Source organism: Glycomyces tritici (assembly GCF_030403505.1).
In genome coordinates this window covers 561287-576353 of record NZ_JAUEMJ010000004.1, presented here as the reverse complement: position 1 = coordinate 576353, position 15067 = coordinate 561287, and the positions used below count along the sequence as shown (strand labels likewise).

General features: G+C 71.2%; 14 protein-coding genes. 11 read left to right on the top strand and 3 right to left on the bottom strand.

Going from position 1 to position 15067, the window contains the following annotated elements:
- Positions 1 to 6: 6 nt before the first annotated feature.
- From QWI33_RS16700 to QWI33_RS16670, 7 genes are all read left to right on the top strand, one after another.
- Positions 7 to 1104 (top strand): Gfo/Idh/MocA family protein, encoded by a 1098-nt coding sequence (locus tag QWI33_RS16700; protein ID WP_289958275.1) that lies wholly within the window; start codon positions 7 to 9, stop codon positions 1102 to 1104.
- 47 nt (positions 1105 to 1151) lie between these two features.
- Complete coding sequence (locus tag QWI33_RS16695; protein WP_289958274.1) at positions 1152 to 2063, top strand: DUF6807 domain-containing protein; 912 nt, start codon at positions 1152 to 1154, stop codon at positions 2061 to 2063.
- A 2-nt stretch (positions 2064 to 2065) separates the two neighbouring features.
- Positions 2066 to 2785 (top strand): cupin domain-containing protein, encoded by a 720-nt coding sequence (locus QWI33_RS16690; RefSeq protein ID WP_289958273.1) that lies wholly within the window; start codon positions 2066 to 2068, stop codon positions 2783 to 2785.
- A 184-nt stretch (positions 2786 to 2969) separates the two neighbouring features.
- Positions 2970 to 4817 (top strand): RNB domain-containing ribonuclease, encoded by a 1848-nt coding sequence (locus tag QWI33_RS16685; protein WP_289958272.1) that lies wholly within the window; start codon positions 2970 to 2972, stop codon positions 4815 to 4817.
- Between the two features lie 64 nt (positions 4818 to 4881).
- Entirely contained in the window at positions 4882 to 6138 is a 1257-nt protein-coding gene (gene tyrS, locus QWI33_RS16680) for a tyrosine--tRNA ligase (RefSeq protein ID WP_289958271.1), read from the top strand.
- Positions 6139 to 6187: 49 nt separating this feature from the next.
- Positions 6188 to 8629 carry a hypothetical protein gene (locus QWI33_RS16675; protein ID WP_289958270.1) on the top strand — a complete coding sequence of 814 codons (2442 nt, stop codon included), beginning with the start codon at positions 6188 to 6190 and terminating at the stop codon, positions 8627 to 8629.
- Positions 8604 to 9638 carry an HAD-IIA family hydrolase gene (locus tag QWI33_RS16670; protein WP_289958269.1) on the top strand — a complete coding sequence of 345 codons (1035 nt, stop codon included), beginning with the start codon at positions 8604 to 8606 and terminating at the stop codon, positions 9636 to 9638. The genes QWI33_RS16675 and QWI33_RS16670 overlap by 26 nt, the downstream gene beginning before the upstream one ends.
- Positions 9639 to 9739: 101 nt before the next feature.
- On the opposite strand, the gene QWI33_RS16665 is transcribed toward QWI33_RS16670, so the two are convergent.
- Complete coding sequence (locus QWI33_RS16665) at positions 9740 to 10087, bottom strand: SCP2 sterol-binding domain-containing protein (RefSeq protein ID WP_289958268.1); 348 nt, start codon at positions 10085 to 10087, stop codon at positions 9740 to 9742.
- Between the two features lie 224 nt (positions 10088 to 10311).
- The gene (locus tag QWI33_RS16660; protein WP_289958267.1) at positions 10312 to 10650 is read right to left on the bottom strand and encodes an SCP2 sterol-binding domain-containing protein; all 339 of its coding nucleotides are present in this window, start codon (positions 10648 to 10650) and stop codon (positions 10312 to 10314) included.
- Between the two features lie 202 nt (positions 10651 to 10852).
- Between QWI33_RS16660 and QWI33_RS16655 the strand changes: the two genes are divergently transcribed.
- The 3 genes from QWI33_RS16655 to QWI33_RS16645 are packed head-to-tail and all read left to right on the top strand — an operon-like array spanning position 10853 to position 12287.
- Entirely contained in the window at positions 10853 to 11266 is a 414-nt protein-coding gene (locus QWI33_RS16655; RefSeq protein ID WP_289958266.1) for a phasin family protein, read from the top strand.
- Positions 11263 to 11463 carry a hypothetical protein gene (locus tag QWI33_RS16650; protein ID WP_289958265.1) on the top strand — a complete coding sequence of 67 codons (201 nt, stop codon included), beginning with the start codon at positions 11263 to 11265 and terminating at the stop codon, positions 11461 to 11463. The genes QWI33_RS16655 and QWI33_RS16650 overlap by 4 nt, the downstream gene beginning before the upstream one ends.
- 35 nt (positions 11464 to 11498) lie before the next feature.
- Complete coding sequence (locus tag QWI33_RS16645; RefSeq protein WP_289958264.1) at positions 11499 to 12287, top strand: TlyA family RNA methyltransferase; 789 nt, start codon at positions 11499 to 11501, stop codon at positions 12285 to 12287.
- Between the two features lie 9 nt (positions 12288 to 12296).
- On the opposite strand, the gene QWI33_RS16640 is transcribed toward QWI33_RS16645, so the two are convergent.
- Entirely contained in the window at positions 12297 to 13892 is a 1596-nt protein-coding gene (locus QWI33_RS16640; RefSeq protein WP_289958263.1) for a GMC oxidoreductase, read from the bottom strand.
- 222 nt (positions 13893 to 14114) lie between these two features.
- Between QWI33_RS16640 and QWI33_RS16635 the strand changes: the two genes are divergently transcribed.
- Positions 14115 to 15014 (top strand): NAD kinase, encoded by a 900-nt coding sequence (locus QWI33_RS16635; RefSeq protein ID WP_289958262.1) that lies wholly within the window; start codon positions 14115 to 14117, stop codon positions 15012 to 15014.
- Positions 15015 to 15067: the final 53 nt, after the last annotated feature.

Genomic DNA, 15067 nt, shown 5'->3' with positions numbered 1-15067 from the left:
TCCACTGTGTCCTCCCCCTACCGCCTCGCCGTAGTCGGCACCGGCGGCATCGCCCACCTGCACGCCGAGCAGCTGCGCGATCACTGTCAAGGCCGGATCGAGCTGGTCGCGGCCGTCGACCCCGACACCGACCGCCTCAACGCGTTCAAGCAGAAGTTCGGCGTCGCGAGCGGGTACGCCTCGATCGAGGAGCTGCTGGCCGCCGAGACCCTCGACCTGGTCGACCTCTGCACCCCGCCCGTGGCGCACGCGCCCGGTGCCATCGCCGCCCTCGAAGCCGGCGTCGGCGTCATCTGCGAGAAGCCCCCGGCGCTGAGCCTCGCCGAGTTCGACCGGATCGCCGCCGCCGCATCCGCCTCGAAGGGCGACTTCGCGCTCATCTCCCAGCACCGCTTCGGCTCCGCCGCCGAACGCGTGCGCGACATGACCGCCTCGGGCGTCCTCGGCCGCCTCGCCGTCGCGAAATGCGACACCCTCTGGTACCGCCCCGAGGAGTACTTCGCGGTCGAATGGCGCGGACGCTGGGAGACCGAGGGCGGCGGCCCCACCATGGGCCACGGCATCCACCAGATCGACACGCTCCTCTCCCTGGTCGGGCCTTGGTCCGAAGTGGTCGCCACCGCCCACCGCCACCGCCGCATCACCAACACCGAGGACGTCTCGCACGCGATCGTCACCCTCGAGTCCGGTGCCTCGGTGGTCATCACGAACTCGCTGCTCTCCCCGCGCGAGGTCTCGCAGATCCGGCTCGACTTCGACAACGCCACCGTCGAACTCGACCACCTCTACGGCTACGGCGACGACAACTGGAGCATCCACCCGATCGACGCGGCCGCCGAAGAGGTCCACCTCGCCTGGGCGGGCGAGCCCCGCGGCCGGAACTCGGGCCACTACGCCCAGTTCCTGCGCATCGCCGACGCCCTCGACGGGAAGGCCGCCCCGCCGGTCACCGTCGAGGAGGCCCGCCGCACCCTCGAGCTCCTCGCCGCGATCTACGCCTCCGCCTTCACCGGCAAGCGCGTCCGCGCCGGGGAGATCGACCCGACCTCGCCGTTCTACCAGCGCATGGACGGCTCAGGCGCGCCCTGGCCCGACCGCAAGTGACCGCCCGACAGAGCCGCCAAACCGAGCAACGACTGGAGAGCACACCGATGACGCTGCACCTCGACGACAACGGCACCGCCGTCTCGATCAACAAGGGCGACTTGACGATCCTGCGGTACGTCTACCGCCCCGACAACGCCCAGTTCGAATCCCCGCGGCCCTACTTCGAACCGCTCTACGACCTCGCCGGCAACCAGGTGAGCCTCTACCGCCCGCACGACCACGTGTGGCACAAGGGCATCGCGCTCTCCCTGCCGAACGCGGGCCCCGAGAACTTCTGGGGCGGCGCGACCTTCCGCCGCGGCAAGGGCTACGTGGACGAGAAGAACGACGGCGCCATGGTCCACAGTGAGTTCACCGAGCTCACCTCGGACGAGCACGGTGTCAAGGCCGTGGAGCGCCTCGACTGGATCACCCAGGACGGCCGCCACTTCTTCTCCGAGACCCGCACCTTCGCCGTCACCGTCCTCGCCGACGACACCTGGGTGCTGTCGTTCACGACCGCGTTCACCAACGACACCGAGAACACGGTCGTCATGGGCAGCCCCACCACCGAGGGCCGCGAGAACGCGGGCTACGGCGGCTTCTTCTGGCGCGGACCGCGCTCCTTCACCGAAGGCACCGTCTACACCGCCGAAGGCGAAGGCGGCGACGAGAAGATGGGCGAGCGCGGCGACTGGCTCGCCTACCGCGGCAAGCACGACTCGGTCGACGCCGTCTCCACGCTGGTCTTCACCGACCACCCGGAGAACCCGACCGCGCCCGTCAAGTGGTTCGTCCGCACGACCCCGTTCGCCGCGGTCTGCCCCGCGCCGTTCTTCGACACCGAGCTGCCGATGGAGCCCGGCGACACCGTGACGCTGCGCCACGCCGTCGCCATCTGCAACGGCGACACCGGCATCGACGGCGCCGCCAAGGCCGCTGCGCTCGCCGCCGCCGAACTGGACCGGTTGGGGTAGCGATGAGCGGCTTCCCGGGCGGCACGGCCGTCTCCCTCGTCTCGGTCTACGACTGGCCCGCGGCCGACGGGCAGGCGGGCGGCAGCCCGCACCTCCACACCGCCTCCACCGAGGGCTACGTCGTCGTCGGCGGCACCGGAGCGGTGGAGACGCTCTCGGGGAACGGCTTCGAGCGCCACGAGCTCAAGCGCGGGACCGTCCTGTGGTTCACCCCCGGGACGGTCCACCGCGCGGTCAACGGCTCGGGCGACCTCCAGGTCGTCGTGGTCATGCAGAACGCCGGCATCCCCGAGGCCGGGGACGCCGTGTTCACCTTTCCCGAAGCGACCCTTGCCGACCCGGAGGCCTACCGGGCCGCCGCGACGGCACCGGCCGCCGAAGGGCTCACCGAGAGCCAGCGCGGCGAGGCCACCCGGGCCCGCCGGGACCTCGCGATCGACGGCTACCTCGCCCTGCGCGAACGCGTCGAGGCCGAGGGCCCCGCGGCCATGAAGCCCTTGTGGGACAAGGCGGCACAGCTCGTCTCGGGCCGCGCCGAGACCTGGCGGCGGATCTGGGCGGCAGGGCCCAAGGCCCAGGCCGACGCCACGGGCGCCCACCTGGACGCCCTCGAGCGGGCCGACGCGACCCACCTGTGCGACGCCCACGCCGGCAACGCCGGGGACGCGGTGGGCAAGTGGGGCATGTGCGGACGACTGGAGACCTGGGACCTGCGCCCCTGACCGAACGGACCGTCGAGAGGGACCGAGCGCTCGGCGCTCGGTCCCTCTCGCCGCGTCGGCGCACTCGTCCAAAGCGCTCGCGCTCTCCTGCAAGGTGTCGCGGCCCCGCAACCTTTCCCGAGACGGGAAACGATGCGAGTGAGCTGCCCGCTACGATATGGCGCGAGACGAACGAGGAGCGCAGTTGGTCGAGCACAACCCCGCCGAGACCGGGATCATGATCGACGCCGCCACCACGGTCGATCGCGACGACGCCATCTGGATCGAGCCCCACGGCGACGGCTTCGACGTCTGGGTCCACATCGCCCGGGTCGCCGACCACGTCACCACCGGCGGCCGCGCCGACACCGAGGCCCACCGCCGCGTCCACACCCGCTACCGGCCCGAGCACACCAAGCACATGCTCCCCGCGCCCGTCGTCGAAGCCGCCTCCCTCGAACCCGGCCGCGAGAACGACACCTTCGCCGTCCACCTCAGACTCGACGCCGCCGGCCGCGTGCTCACCGCCGAACTCGGCCCCGGACGCCTCACCCGGTCGTGGATCATGACCCACGGCGAGGCCGCGACCGCCGCGAACGACGACACCCACCCCCTCCACGGCACGCTCGCGCTCGCCCTGCGCTTCGCCCAGACGATGCTCGCCGCCCGCCGCAACGCCGGCGCACTCGCGTTCTACGACCTCCTCTCCGGCTTCGCCACCAACGAGGAGGGCCAGCTCGTCCGGCTCGACAGCTCGATGCGCAACTCCGGCTACATCATCGTGCAGGAGTTCATGATCGCCGCCAACGCGCAGATCGCCTCCTGGGCCGTGCGCGAGGACCTGCCGATCCTCTTCCGCAACCACCGCCTCGCCGCCGTCGCCGGCGACCCCGCGGAACTGCGCGCCGAGCTCGACTCGATCGCCGCCAGCGGCGACGGCGCCGCCTTCGAGATGCTCCGCGCCCGCATGCGCATGGTCGCCCGCGCCGCGACCTACGGCCCCACCGTGCACGGCCACCACGGACTTCAGCTGCCCGCGTACACGCACGCGACCAGCCCCATCCGCCGCTACCCCGACCTCGTCGTCCAGCGCATCCTGCTCGCCGCCGCCCTCGGCCGCCCGAGCCCCTACCCCGCCGAAGAGCTCGACGCCATCGCGGCGCACGTGAACGAGCGCGTCGAGGAGGAGCGCCGCGCCAAAGCCGAGTACTTCAAGCAGAAGGCCCACGAGCAGACCGCGAAGCACGCCGCGGCCGCCGACTTCACCGCCCTGCCCTACAAGCAGTACGCCCGCGTCCTCCAGTTCGCCGTCGAGCGCGGCGAGCACCCGGCCGGGCTCGCCGAGGACACCGCCCGCCGCCTCGACGCCCGCGAACTCCAGCTCCGCGAGTTCGCCTCCGTCTACCTCTACGGCCGCGGCGAGTTCGAACCGCTGCGCGAGCGCATGAACCGGATGCTCGCCGACGAGCCCCAGCAGGCCCAGTCGATCGTCAACGTCTACCTCCAGGACCGCCTCGGCGGCCCCGTCAGCAACGAGACGAACGTGCTCTGGACCGTCGAGGACGAGCCCGGCTTCGAGGGCCCGCTCTTCTCCGCGCAGGTCTCCATCCGCTACGGCGACGAGCAGGTCGACTCGCCGAAGCGCCTGCAGCGCAACAAGAAGGAAGCCCGCAACCAGGCCGCCCTGGCGCTCGTCGCCGCGCTGGCGGGCCTGCCCGACCCGTCCTCTGACGCGGTGGCCAAGCCGCGCACTGAGGGCCCGAAGAAGCTCCTCGTGGACGCCGCGGTCAACCCGGCCGAAGCGGTCCAGATCTACGCCGCACGCGGTCTGATCAAGCCGCTCACCTGGGATTTCTCGGTCGACGGCCCCTCGCACGAGCGGGTCTTCACCTGCCGTGCGGAAGGGCGGCTGCAGGTCTCCGACGAGCACGTCGCGGCCGAGGGCAAGGGCCCGACCAAGCAGGTCGCGAAGACCAATGCGGCCCTTGAGCTGCGCGTCCAGATCGAGGTCGCGCTGGCGCTCGGCGAGGCGGGGCGGCACGCGGAGGCCTGACGGCAGGGTCACGACCGGCCTCGGAGCCCGAAAAGCGCTTCGCCCGCTAGGGCACAATGAGGGCGTGCATATTCTCGACGACTTCGCATGGCGCGGCCTCATCCAGGACTCCACCGGCATCGACGCTCTCCGCGAGCACATCGACGCGGGCCAGGTGACCTTCTATGTGGGCTTCGACCCGACCGCGGTCAGCCTGCACGTCGGCCACCTCATGCAGGTCATCACCGCCCGCCGCCTCCAGCAGGCGGGCCTGAGGCCGCTGCTGCTCGTGGGCGGCGCGACCGGCCAGATCGGCGACCCCAAGGAGGCGGGGGAGCGCAGCATCAACCCGCCCGAGGTCGTGGCCGGATGGGTCGAGAAGATCCGGGGGCAGCTCGCCCCGTTCGTCACCTACGACGGCGAGAACGGCGCGATCCCGGTCAACAACCTCGACTGGACCAGCGAGATGGGCGTCGTGGAGTTCCTCCGGGACGTCGGCAAGCACTTCCCGGTCTCGAAGATGCTCGCCCGCGAGGTCGTGAAGGCCCGGCTCGAATCCGGCATCTCCTTCACCGAGTTCTCCTACCAGCTGCTGCAGTCCAACGACTTCTACGAGCTGCACCGCCGCCACGGCTGCTCCCTCCAGTTCGGAGGGTCCGACCAGTGGGGCAACATCACCGCGGGCGTGGACTTCGTGCGCCGCAAGGCCGCCGAGCACGTCCACGCCTTCGTCACCCCGCTGGTCCTCAAGGCCGACGGCACGAAGTTCGGCAAGACCGAAGGCGGGGCCGTCTGGCTCGATCCCGAGCTGACCAGCCCGTACGCGTTCTACCAGTTCTGGGTGAACTCGGCCGACGCCGACGTGGTGGGCTACCTGAAGTACTTCTCGTTCAAGTCCCATGAGGAGATCGAGGAGCTGGAGCGGGCGACCGCTGAGAAGCCCGCCGCGCGTCTCGCGCAGAAGGCGCTCGCGGAGGAGATGACCTCGCTGCTGCACGGCGCCGAGGAGACCGCGCATGTCGTGGCCGCCTCGCAGGCGCTGTTCGGCCGCGGCGAGCTCGCCGAGCTGCCCGAGTCGACGCTGCGCGCCGCGCTCGTCGAGGCGGGCCTGGCGGAGTTCACGAAGCCAGGCGTCACGGTGGCCGAGGCCATGAAGGAGTCCGGCGTGGTCGCGAGCCTGGGCGAGGCCCGCCGCGCCGCGAAGGAGGGCGGGGCCTACCTGAACAACGTCCGGGTGAGTGATCCTGCGGCCGTTATCGACCCTTCTGACCTGCTTCACGGACGGTACGGAGTGATCCGGCGCGGCAAGAAGACCGTCGCCGGGTTCGAGGTAGTCGGCTGAGGCATACACTTGGCTGGTTTTGTCGCGGTGAATAGAGGGGGAGAATCGAGTGGCTGAAGACGGCCGCGCCCGCAAGGGTGAAGATGACCGACGAGGCGGCTACGGCCGTCGCGAGGGCGGCGGCTACGGCGACCGTTCGGGCCGCAGCGGCGGGTACAACCGCCAGGACGGCCGAGGGGACAGCCGGGGCGGCTACGGCCGCAGTGAAGGCCGCGATGACCGCCCGCGGCGCTACGATGACCGGGACGACCGTCCTCGCCGTGAGGGCGACGGGGGCCGCAGTGGCGGCTACAACCGCGACAACCGCAGCGGCGGGTACAACCGCGACGACCGGGGCGGCCCGCGCCGCTTCGAAGGCAGCCGTGATGACCGGCCGCGCCGGGACGGCGACAGCCGTGGCGGTGGCTTTAACCGCGACAGCCGCAGTGGCGGCTACAACCGCGACGACCGCCCGCGCCGTGACGGCGACGGGGGCCGCAGCGGCGGCTACAGCCGTGACGACCGCGGTGGCCGCAGTGGCGGGTACAACCGCGATGACCGCGGCCCGCGCCGCTTCGAAGGCAGCCGCGACGACCGCCCGCGCCGCGATGGCGACGGGGGCCGCAGCGGCGGCTACAGCCGTGACGACCGCGGCGGGCGCAGTGGTGGCTACAACCGCGACGACCGGCCGCGCAGCGGCGGGTTCAACCGCGATGACCGCGGCCCGCGCCGCGACGGCGACAGCCGCGGTGGTTACAACCGCGACGACCGCGGACCGCGCCGCGACGGCGACGGCGGCCGCAGCGGCGGCTACAACCGGGACGGCCGCAGCGGTGGTTACAACCGCGACAACCGCGGTGGTGGTTTTAACCGCGACGACCGTCCGCGTCGTTTCGAAGGCAACCGCGATGACCGCCCCCGCCGTGACGGCGACAGCCGCGGTGGCTACAACCGCGACGACCGCGGACCGCGCCGCTTCGAAGGCAACCGTGACGACCGTCCCCGCCGCGACGGTGACAACCGCAGTGGCGGCTTCAACCGCGACGACCGCGGACCGCGCCGCTTCGAGGGCAACCGGGACGACCGTCCCCGCCGCGAGGACGACCGTCCGCGCCGGTTCGAGGACCGTTCCGACCGACCGGCCCGCGATGACGACCGCCCGCGCAAGTTCGAGAACCGCGAGGGCCAGGGCCCGCGCCGGTTCGAAGGCAGTGAGGACCGCCCGCGCCGCGACGGCGACGACCGTCCCCGCCGCTTCGACCGGGACGACCGTCCCCGCCGCTTCGACCGGGACGACCGCCCCCGCCGCGACGACGACCGGCCGCGCAAGTTCGAGAACCGCGAGGGCCAAGGCCAGCGCCGGTTCGACCGCGACGACCGTCCGCGCCGTGACGACCGGGGCGACGACCGCTTCGGCCGCGACGGCAAGGAGCGCCGCGGCAAGGACAACCTGCGTCCGCTCGAGGAGCGCGAGGCCGGGCACGAGGGCCCGATCCGCATGGGCGAGTCCGACGAGGCGCCCGACCTCCCCGAAGGCGTCGAGTACGGCTTCGACCAGCTCGACAAGGAGACCAAGGCCGGGCTGCGCAGCTTGAACAAGCAGCTCGCCGAGGCCGTCGGCAACCGGCTCCTCGCCGCTGCCGCGCTCCTCGCCGAGGACGACATCGAAGGCGCGCTCGAGCAGGCCCGCTACGCCCGCCGCAAGGCGTCCCGCGTGGCCGTGGTCCGCGAGGTCACCGGTGTGGCCGCGTACGGCGCCGAGGAGTGGCAGCTGGCCGTCAACGAGCTGCGCGCCGCGCAGCGCCTGGGCGGCACGCACGACCACGTGGCGCTCATCGCCGACTGCGAACGCGCCCTTGGGCACCCCGAGCGCGCGATCGACCTCTACCGCGAGTTCGGCAGCGACGAGAGCGTCGACCCCGAAGTGCGGGTCGAACTGCTCATCGTCGCCTCCGGCGCCCGCCGCGACATGGGCATGGGCGAGGCCGCGACCGCGATGCTGAAGGTCGGCGGGCTCAACTCGCCGAAGACCGAGCCGTGGGTCGCCCGCCTCCGCTACGCCTACGCCGAGGGCCTGCTGGCCGACGGCCGTGAAGACGAAGCCCGCGAATGGCTCTCGAAGGCGGTCGCCGCCGACGAGACCGGCGACACCGGCGCCGCCGAGCGCCTGCTCGAGCTCGAAGGCATCGTCGTCGAAGAGTACGACGAGGACGACGAGGAATTCGACGACGAGGACGACGACGACCTCGATGACGACGACGACGAGGACGACGAGGACGACGACCTCGAGGACGAAGACGACTACGACGACGACGATGGCGACGACTTCGACGACGACGAAGAAGACTTCGAAGACGACGAGGAGTCCGAGGCCGACGTCAAGGACGACGTGAGGACCGAGACGACGCCCGCGCCGCCTTCGACCACTCCGTTCGCGACGCCGGCGTCCTCCAGCGCCGGGTCGACCCCTGACGCTGAGGAATCTGATGACCCGACTGAAAGGCGCGCCTGAGGCACTCGCCGGCGCTTACGACCAAGCGCTGCTCGACCTCGACGGTGTCGTCTACCTGCTCAGTCAGCCGATCCCGGAAGCGGCCGCGACCCTCGCGGCCCTTCCGGGGCTCGACTGCGACCCGGTGTTCGTCACCAACAACGCCTCCCGGAGCCCGCAGGTGGTCGCCGAGGCCTTGCGCGGCATGGACATCCCAGCCGAGGAGTCCCAGGTGCTCACCTCGGCGCAGGTCGTGGCCGAGATCCTGCGCGAGCGCCTCGGCGAAGGCGCCCTGATCCTCGTGACCGGCTCTGAGGCGCTGCGCAACGCAGTAGAGTCCCAGGGCCTGGTCGCGACGACGGACCCCAAAGCGGCCCAAGGCATCGGCTACGGCATGATCCCGTCGCTGACGTGGCGGGACCTCGCGGACCTGACCATCGCCGCCCGCAACGGCGCGCTCTGGGTCGCCACGAACCTCGACGCCACCCTGCCCACACCGGACGGTCCGCTGCCCGGTACGGGCGCTCTGGCGGGCGCGATCGCCACGGCGCTGGGCCGCGGGCCCGATGTCGTGGCAGGGAAGCCCGAGCCGGGGATCTACCGGTCCGCGCTGGCGCGCAAGCCCGGTGCCCGCGCGGTCATGGTCGGCGACCGGCCGGACTCGGACATCGAGGGCGCCAACCGGGCGGGCATCGACTCCCTGCTGGTGTTCACCGGTGTCGCCTCGCCGCGTTCGGCGCTGGCGCTGCCGCCCGAGCAGCGGCCGACCTACCTCGGCTGGAGCCTTGCGGCGCTGACCGAGCCGCACCCCGAGCCCGACTGGAACGACGCGGTCGACCGCATCGAGTGCGGCGGCTGGACGGCGACCTTGGAGGGCAAGAAGATCAGCCTCAGCGGCGAGGGCGCCGACCTGGACGCGTGGCGGGCGCTCTGCGAGTTGAGCTGGGCCGCAGCCGATATGGCGGGCTACGACCCGACCTCGGCGCCGGTCCCGGTGGGCGCGGCCGCGGAGAAGCTCCTGTCGATCTAGCAGGGGACAAGCATGAAGCCCGGACTGCCGCAGTCCGGGCTTCGTTTTCTTCGGCGGCGCTGTGCCGGTGGGGCGCAGCGCCTTACGTCGATGGCGGGTGCTTAGTCGACCTTGAGGGCCTTGCGCAGCTTGGCGAGGTCCTTGACGGAGGCCTTGATCTTGATCTTGCCGGTCAGGATCGCCTTGGCGGGCTTGAGTTCCTTCTTCGACAGGGCGATCAGGTCGTCAGAGGCGATCAGGATGCGCACCTCAGCGTCGGGGGCGTCGCCGTCGAGCAGGTCGGTGAGCTTGTTGCCGGAGAGCTTGGCGCTGAAGGCCTGCTTCAGGTCGGTGATCTCAACGGCCAGCGTGCGCTCGAAGCCCTCTTCGAGCTCGAGCTCGTCGGACTTCCTGGCGACCTTGCCCGCCATCTTCTCCAGCACATTGCGGCATTCGTCAACAGTGGCCATACGGTCCTCCCGGAATAGTTCTTGAGCTCGAAGCGCTCGACTGCCGAGAGATTACAACGTGGCTCGAATGCCGTTGCGTCCGACCGGGACGCATTGGACCATCCGGACTCTGCCGTGGGGCCTTACGGCTCGCAGCTCTGGGCATGACCGCGCGGGACGGGCCTCACGGCCCGTGCCCGCGCACCTCACGTGCAAGCGGCCCAAAGCGAACCGGAGCCGAGTGGCTACAGCACGCCGCGGAGCTTCATGAGGTCCATCATGTTCGCCTTGATCTTGACCTGGCCCCCGGTGAAGGCCTTCATGAAGTCGAGCTCGCCGGCGACGAGCTTGAGCAGGTTGTCCGAGGAGGTGATCATGCGGATCTCCGCGTCGGGGTTGTCGCCGTCGGTGATGCCGGTCAGCTTGCCCTGGTCGAACTTGCCGTTGAAGGACACCGAGAGGTCGGTGATGTCGGCGGCGAGCGACCGCTGGAAGCCCTGGAGCTTGCGCACCGACTTCGGGTTCGAGGAGAGGTTCTCCGCGAACTGCTCGAGTGCGGTCCGGCATTCGTCGATGGTGGCCATGGGCCCTCCTGTTTCGATCGGCGCGGGCGCGGCGGTGCGCCCCGTCAGAATGTTACCGGCCAGTACGGCCGTGCGGGCACGGCCGGGGACCGGTAGCTTGGCAGTACCGTTGACGCCAGAGCCAGACTACGGCTCGCGAGCCTCACCGAGGCGGGGACGCCAACCCGCGGACTCGGCAGACCCTGAAGGGAGTGGGACCGCCATGACGGACTCCGCCCGCGCGTACTTCGACTCATTTCTAGGCATGGCCGGCGAACCCGGCCGCCGCGCCCGCGAATTCGCGGGCAAAGTCCGCGAGGACCTGCGCTCGGGCTCCGAGCAGATGCGCGAGCACGGCACGCGCACCGCCTCCGACCTCGGCCGCCTCATCCGCTCCGAGGTCGACGCGGGCCTCACCCGCCTCGGCGTCGCCACCCATGCCGACCTCGACGACCTCAACCTGCGCCTCGAGCACTCCGAAGAGCAGATCCGCGACCTCCGGATCCGCCTCGCCGAAGCCGAGGCCCGCGCGAACGCCGCCGAGAAGAGCCCCGGCCGCCCGGCCCCCGCCGAGACCCCCTCGTCCGCCTCCGCCGCCACCATGGAGCCGATCGACGACGAGGAAGAGGACGCATGACCGATACGCCGAGCCCGGGGGCCCTGGCCGACCGCCTGCAGCCCTCCGCCGACACCGACGATGTCGAGATGGAGGTCGAGGAGGCCCTGGGCCGCCTCGAAGCCCTGCCGGACCTGCCCGTCACCGAGCACGTCCAGGTCTTCGAAGGCGTCCAGCAGCGCCTCTCCGAGATCCTCAGCAACGTCGACGACGCCTAGCCTCCAGACCCACTAGAAAGCACCGATCCCGCGCCATGCCGACGCGCTACCGACTCGACGCCGAACTCGTGCGCCGCAAGATCGCCCGCTCCCGCGAGCACGCCCGCGAACTCATCGCGGCCGGCCGCATCCACCTGCGCGGCATCCCCGCCACGAAACCCGCCACGAGCGTCACCGGCGACGACTCCATCCGCCTCGTCGGCGACGTGGACGACTACGTCTCCCGCGGCGCCCACAAGCTCATCGGCGCCCTCGACGCGTTCGGTGCGGACCCGAAGGGCCTGCGCGTGCTCGACGCCGGGGCCTCCACCGGCGGCTTCACCGACGTCCTGCTGCGCCGCGGCGCGGCCGAGGTGCTCGCCGTCGACGTCGGCTACGGCCAGCTCGCCTGGAAGCTCCAGACCGACGAGCGCGTGGTCGTCCACGACCGCACCAACGTCCGCCACCTCACCCCCGAACTGCTCGGCGGGCAGGTGGACCTGACGGTGGGGGACCTGTCGTTCATCTCACTCGAACTCGTCCTGCCCGCGCTCGCCGCGTGCACGAAGCCCGGCGGCATGATGCTGCCGATGGTCAAGCCGCAGTTCGAGGTCGGCAAGGGCCAGGTCGGCGCGGGCGGGGTCGTGGCCGACCCCGCGCAGCGCGCCGCCGCCGTCTGGAACGTCGTCGAGAAGGCCGGACAGCTCGGCTGGACCACCACCGCGGTGGCCGCGAGCCCGCTGCCCGGCCCGAAGGGGAACGTAGAGTTCTTCTGCCGCATGGTCGTCGGCGGCGAGCCGATCGACCGCGCCGGCGTCGACGCGGCCTGCGGCGTGCCCGCCTAGCGAAGGCCCCTAAGCGAAGTCGGCGGCGAGGATCGCCTCCAGGTTCCGCTCCGCCAGCGCCGTGATCGTCACCAGCGGGTTCACGCCGAGCGAGCCGGGGATGAGCGAGGAGTCGGTGGCGTACAGCCGCTCGTAGCCGTTCAGGCGCCCGTACGCGTCCGTGGCCTCGCCGAGGACGCAGCCGCCGAGCGGGTGGTAGCAGAAGTCGGCGGCGAAGGCCCGATGGTCGCCGAACAGGTCGTACCGGTACGACGTGCCGTGCTTCCTGTTGATGCGGTCGAACAGGGACTTCGCGGCGGCCACGCCCGGCTCGGACTGCTCGCCGCTCCAGTTGAGCACGGCCCTGTCGGCGTCGGCGTCGTACGTGAAGTGGCCGCGCTCGGGGTTGTCGGTGATCGCCAGATAGAGGCTGATCCAGGTCTCGATCCCGGCCGGGAGCGGCGCGAGCTCGGCGAAGACCCGCGCCGCGGGGTTGTCCCAGTCGTCGATGCCCATGACGGGGATCGTGGACTGCTTGAGACCCGTGGGGTTCCACGCGTGGTTGGCGCGGGCGGTCATGACGTTCCCGTTGGGGCCCCAGCCGGCGCCGACGGACTCGTCCAGGTCGGGGAGCGCGCCGGTCTCGCGGGCGCGCAGGAGCAGTTCGGTGGTGCCGAGGCTGCCCGCGCCGAGGAACAGGTGACGGCAGGTGAGCCGCTTGGACTCGATGAGCTCGTTCGCGTCGCCGCGGTGCTCGACGGTGAGCACGTAGTTGCCGTCGGCGTCGAGTTCGATGGCGGTGACCTGGTGGCGGGCGGCGATGGTGACGTTCCCCGTCGCCAGCGCGGAGGCCAGGTAGGTCTTGTCGAGGCTCATCTTGCCGTGGTTGTTGCCGTACATGACCTCGACGTCGAGGGCGGACTTCTCGGCGGTGCCGGCGGCCTCGCGCTCCATGTAGTCGAAGTCGTACACGTCCGGCACGAACACGGTCTTCAGGCCTGCGGCCTCGGCCTGGGCGGCGGCCACGCGGCTGAACCGGTAATAGGGGGTGGTCCGGTAGAACTCGGGGTCGATGGTGTTGACCTGGAGTTCGGCTTGCGCGAGCGGGAAGTAGCGGTCGTACATCAGGTCCGCGTCGAGGCCGGGGAGGACTTCGGCGAGGTAGTCGCGGCGGGGGACGACGGCCATGCCGCCGTTGACGAGCGAGCCGCCGCCGACGCCGCGTCCGACGTAGACGGACATGTCCGCGTAGTTGATGCGGTCGAGCACGCCCGGGTAGGGGTCGATGTCGCGGTTGACGACGTCGAGCCAGAGCAAGGTGGAGAGGGGCGCTTCGGTGCGGCGCTTGAACCACATGCTGCGCTCGTCGGGGCTGGTCATGTTGCAGAAGACCTTGCCGTCCCCGCCCGGCTCGTTCCAGAGGCGGCCCATTTCGAGGACGAGGGTCTGGACGCCGGTTTCGCCCAGGCGCAGGGCCGAGACGGCCGCGCCGTAGCCGGACCCGATGACGATGGCGGGGACGTGGGCGCCGTTCGCGGCGGCCGCCCGGGGGCCGACGGTGGCGAGCCCGGCCGCCGCTGCGGCGGTGAGCGCCGAGTAGCCGAGGAGTTGTCTGCGTGTCGCCATAATGGCTCCCTTGGTTCCGGTGGTGTTGGGGACACATTGTGCCGCAATGGATCACACCTGGCCAGATCGCTGAGCGGCTTGCCGCCCAAGGGAAGCCGGGGGCAGGTCTTTCATGCCGAACCGCTCGGTGCAAGCGTTATCCTGGGTATGCTCTCCGATACTCCCGGTGAAGGCGCCTGGAGTACAGTTCGAGGCCCTGTAACCGTCTGAGTAGGAGCGCGAGTGGAGCCGCAGCAGAAGCCGAGCCGAGTCCTCGTGGTGACGCACCCGCTCCGCCAGGACGTGGCCGAGCTCGCGGGCAAGCTCGCGGCCGCCCTGCAGGCGGAAGGCGTCGCCGTGAAGATCTGCTCCGGCGCGACCCGCTCGCTCCTGCGCCCCGACGCGCTCGTGGTCGGCGACGACGTCACCGGCGAGAACGCGGACCTCGTGCTCGCCCTCGGCGGCGACGGCACCGTGCTGCGCGCCGCGAAGGTCGCCGCGGAGGCCGACGTGCCCCTGCTCGGCGTCAACTTCGGCAAGGTCGGCTTCCTCGCCGAGGCCGAGACCGGCGAACTCGAGACCGTCGTCTCGCGCCTCCTCGCCGGCGAGTACACCGTCGAGGAGCGGACCGCGCTGGGCGTCGAGGCCATGGGCACCGACGGCGAGCAGCACCGCTCCTGGGCGTTCAACGACATCGCGGTGGAGAAGGCCGAGCCCGCGCGGATGCTCGAGCTGTACATCGAGATCGACGGCACCCGCATCTCCCGCTACGGCTCCGACGGCGTCGTGGTCGCCTCGCCGACCGGCTCGACCGCGCACGCGATGTCGGCCGGCGGCCCGGTGGTCTGGCCCGATGTGGACGCCCTCGTGGTGGTCCCCATGAACGCGCACGCCCTGTTCGCCAAGCCGATGGTGGTGCACTCCTCCTCGGTGATCCGCATCGGCGTGGAGTCGGTCGGCACCGAGGGCGCGCTCATCGCGGACGGCAAGGAGCTCACCCGCCTCACGAGCGGCTCCACCGTCACGATCCGCCGCTCGGACCGACCGGTGCGCCTGGTGCGCATGTCCGGCCAGCCCTTCGCCTCCCGCCTGGTGTCGAAACTCTCTCTGCCCGTTGACGGTTGGCGTCACGGCCGCATCTGAGACGCATCCGCCGCCGCTCGGCCGCCGATTGTCAGACGGACCGGCTAGGCTTC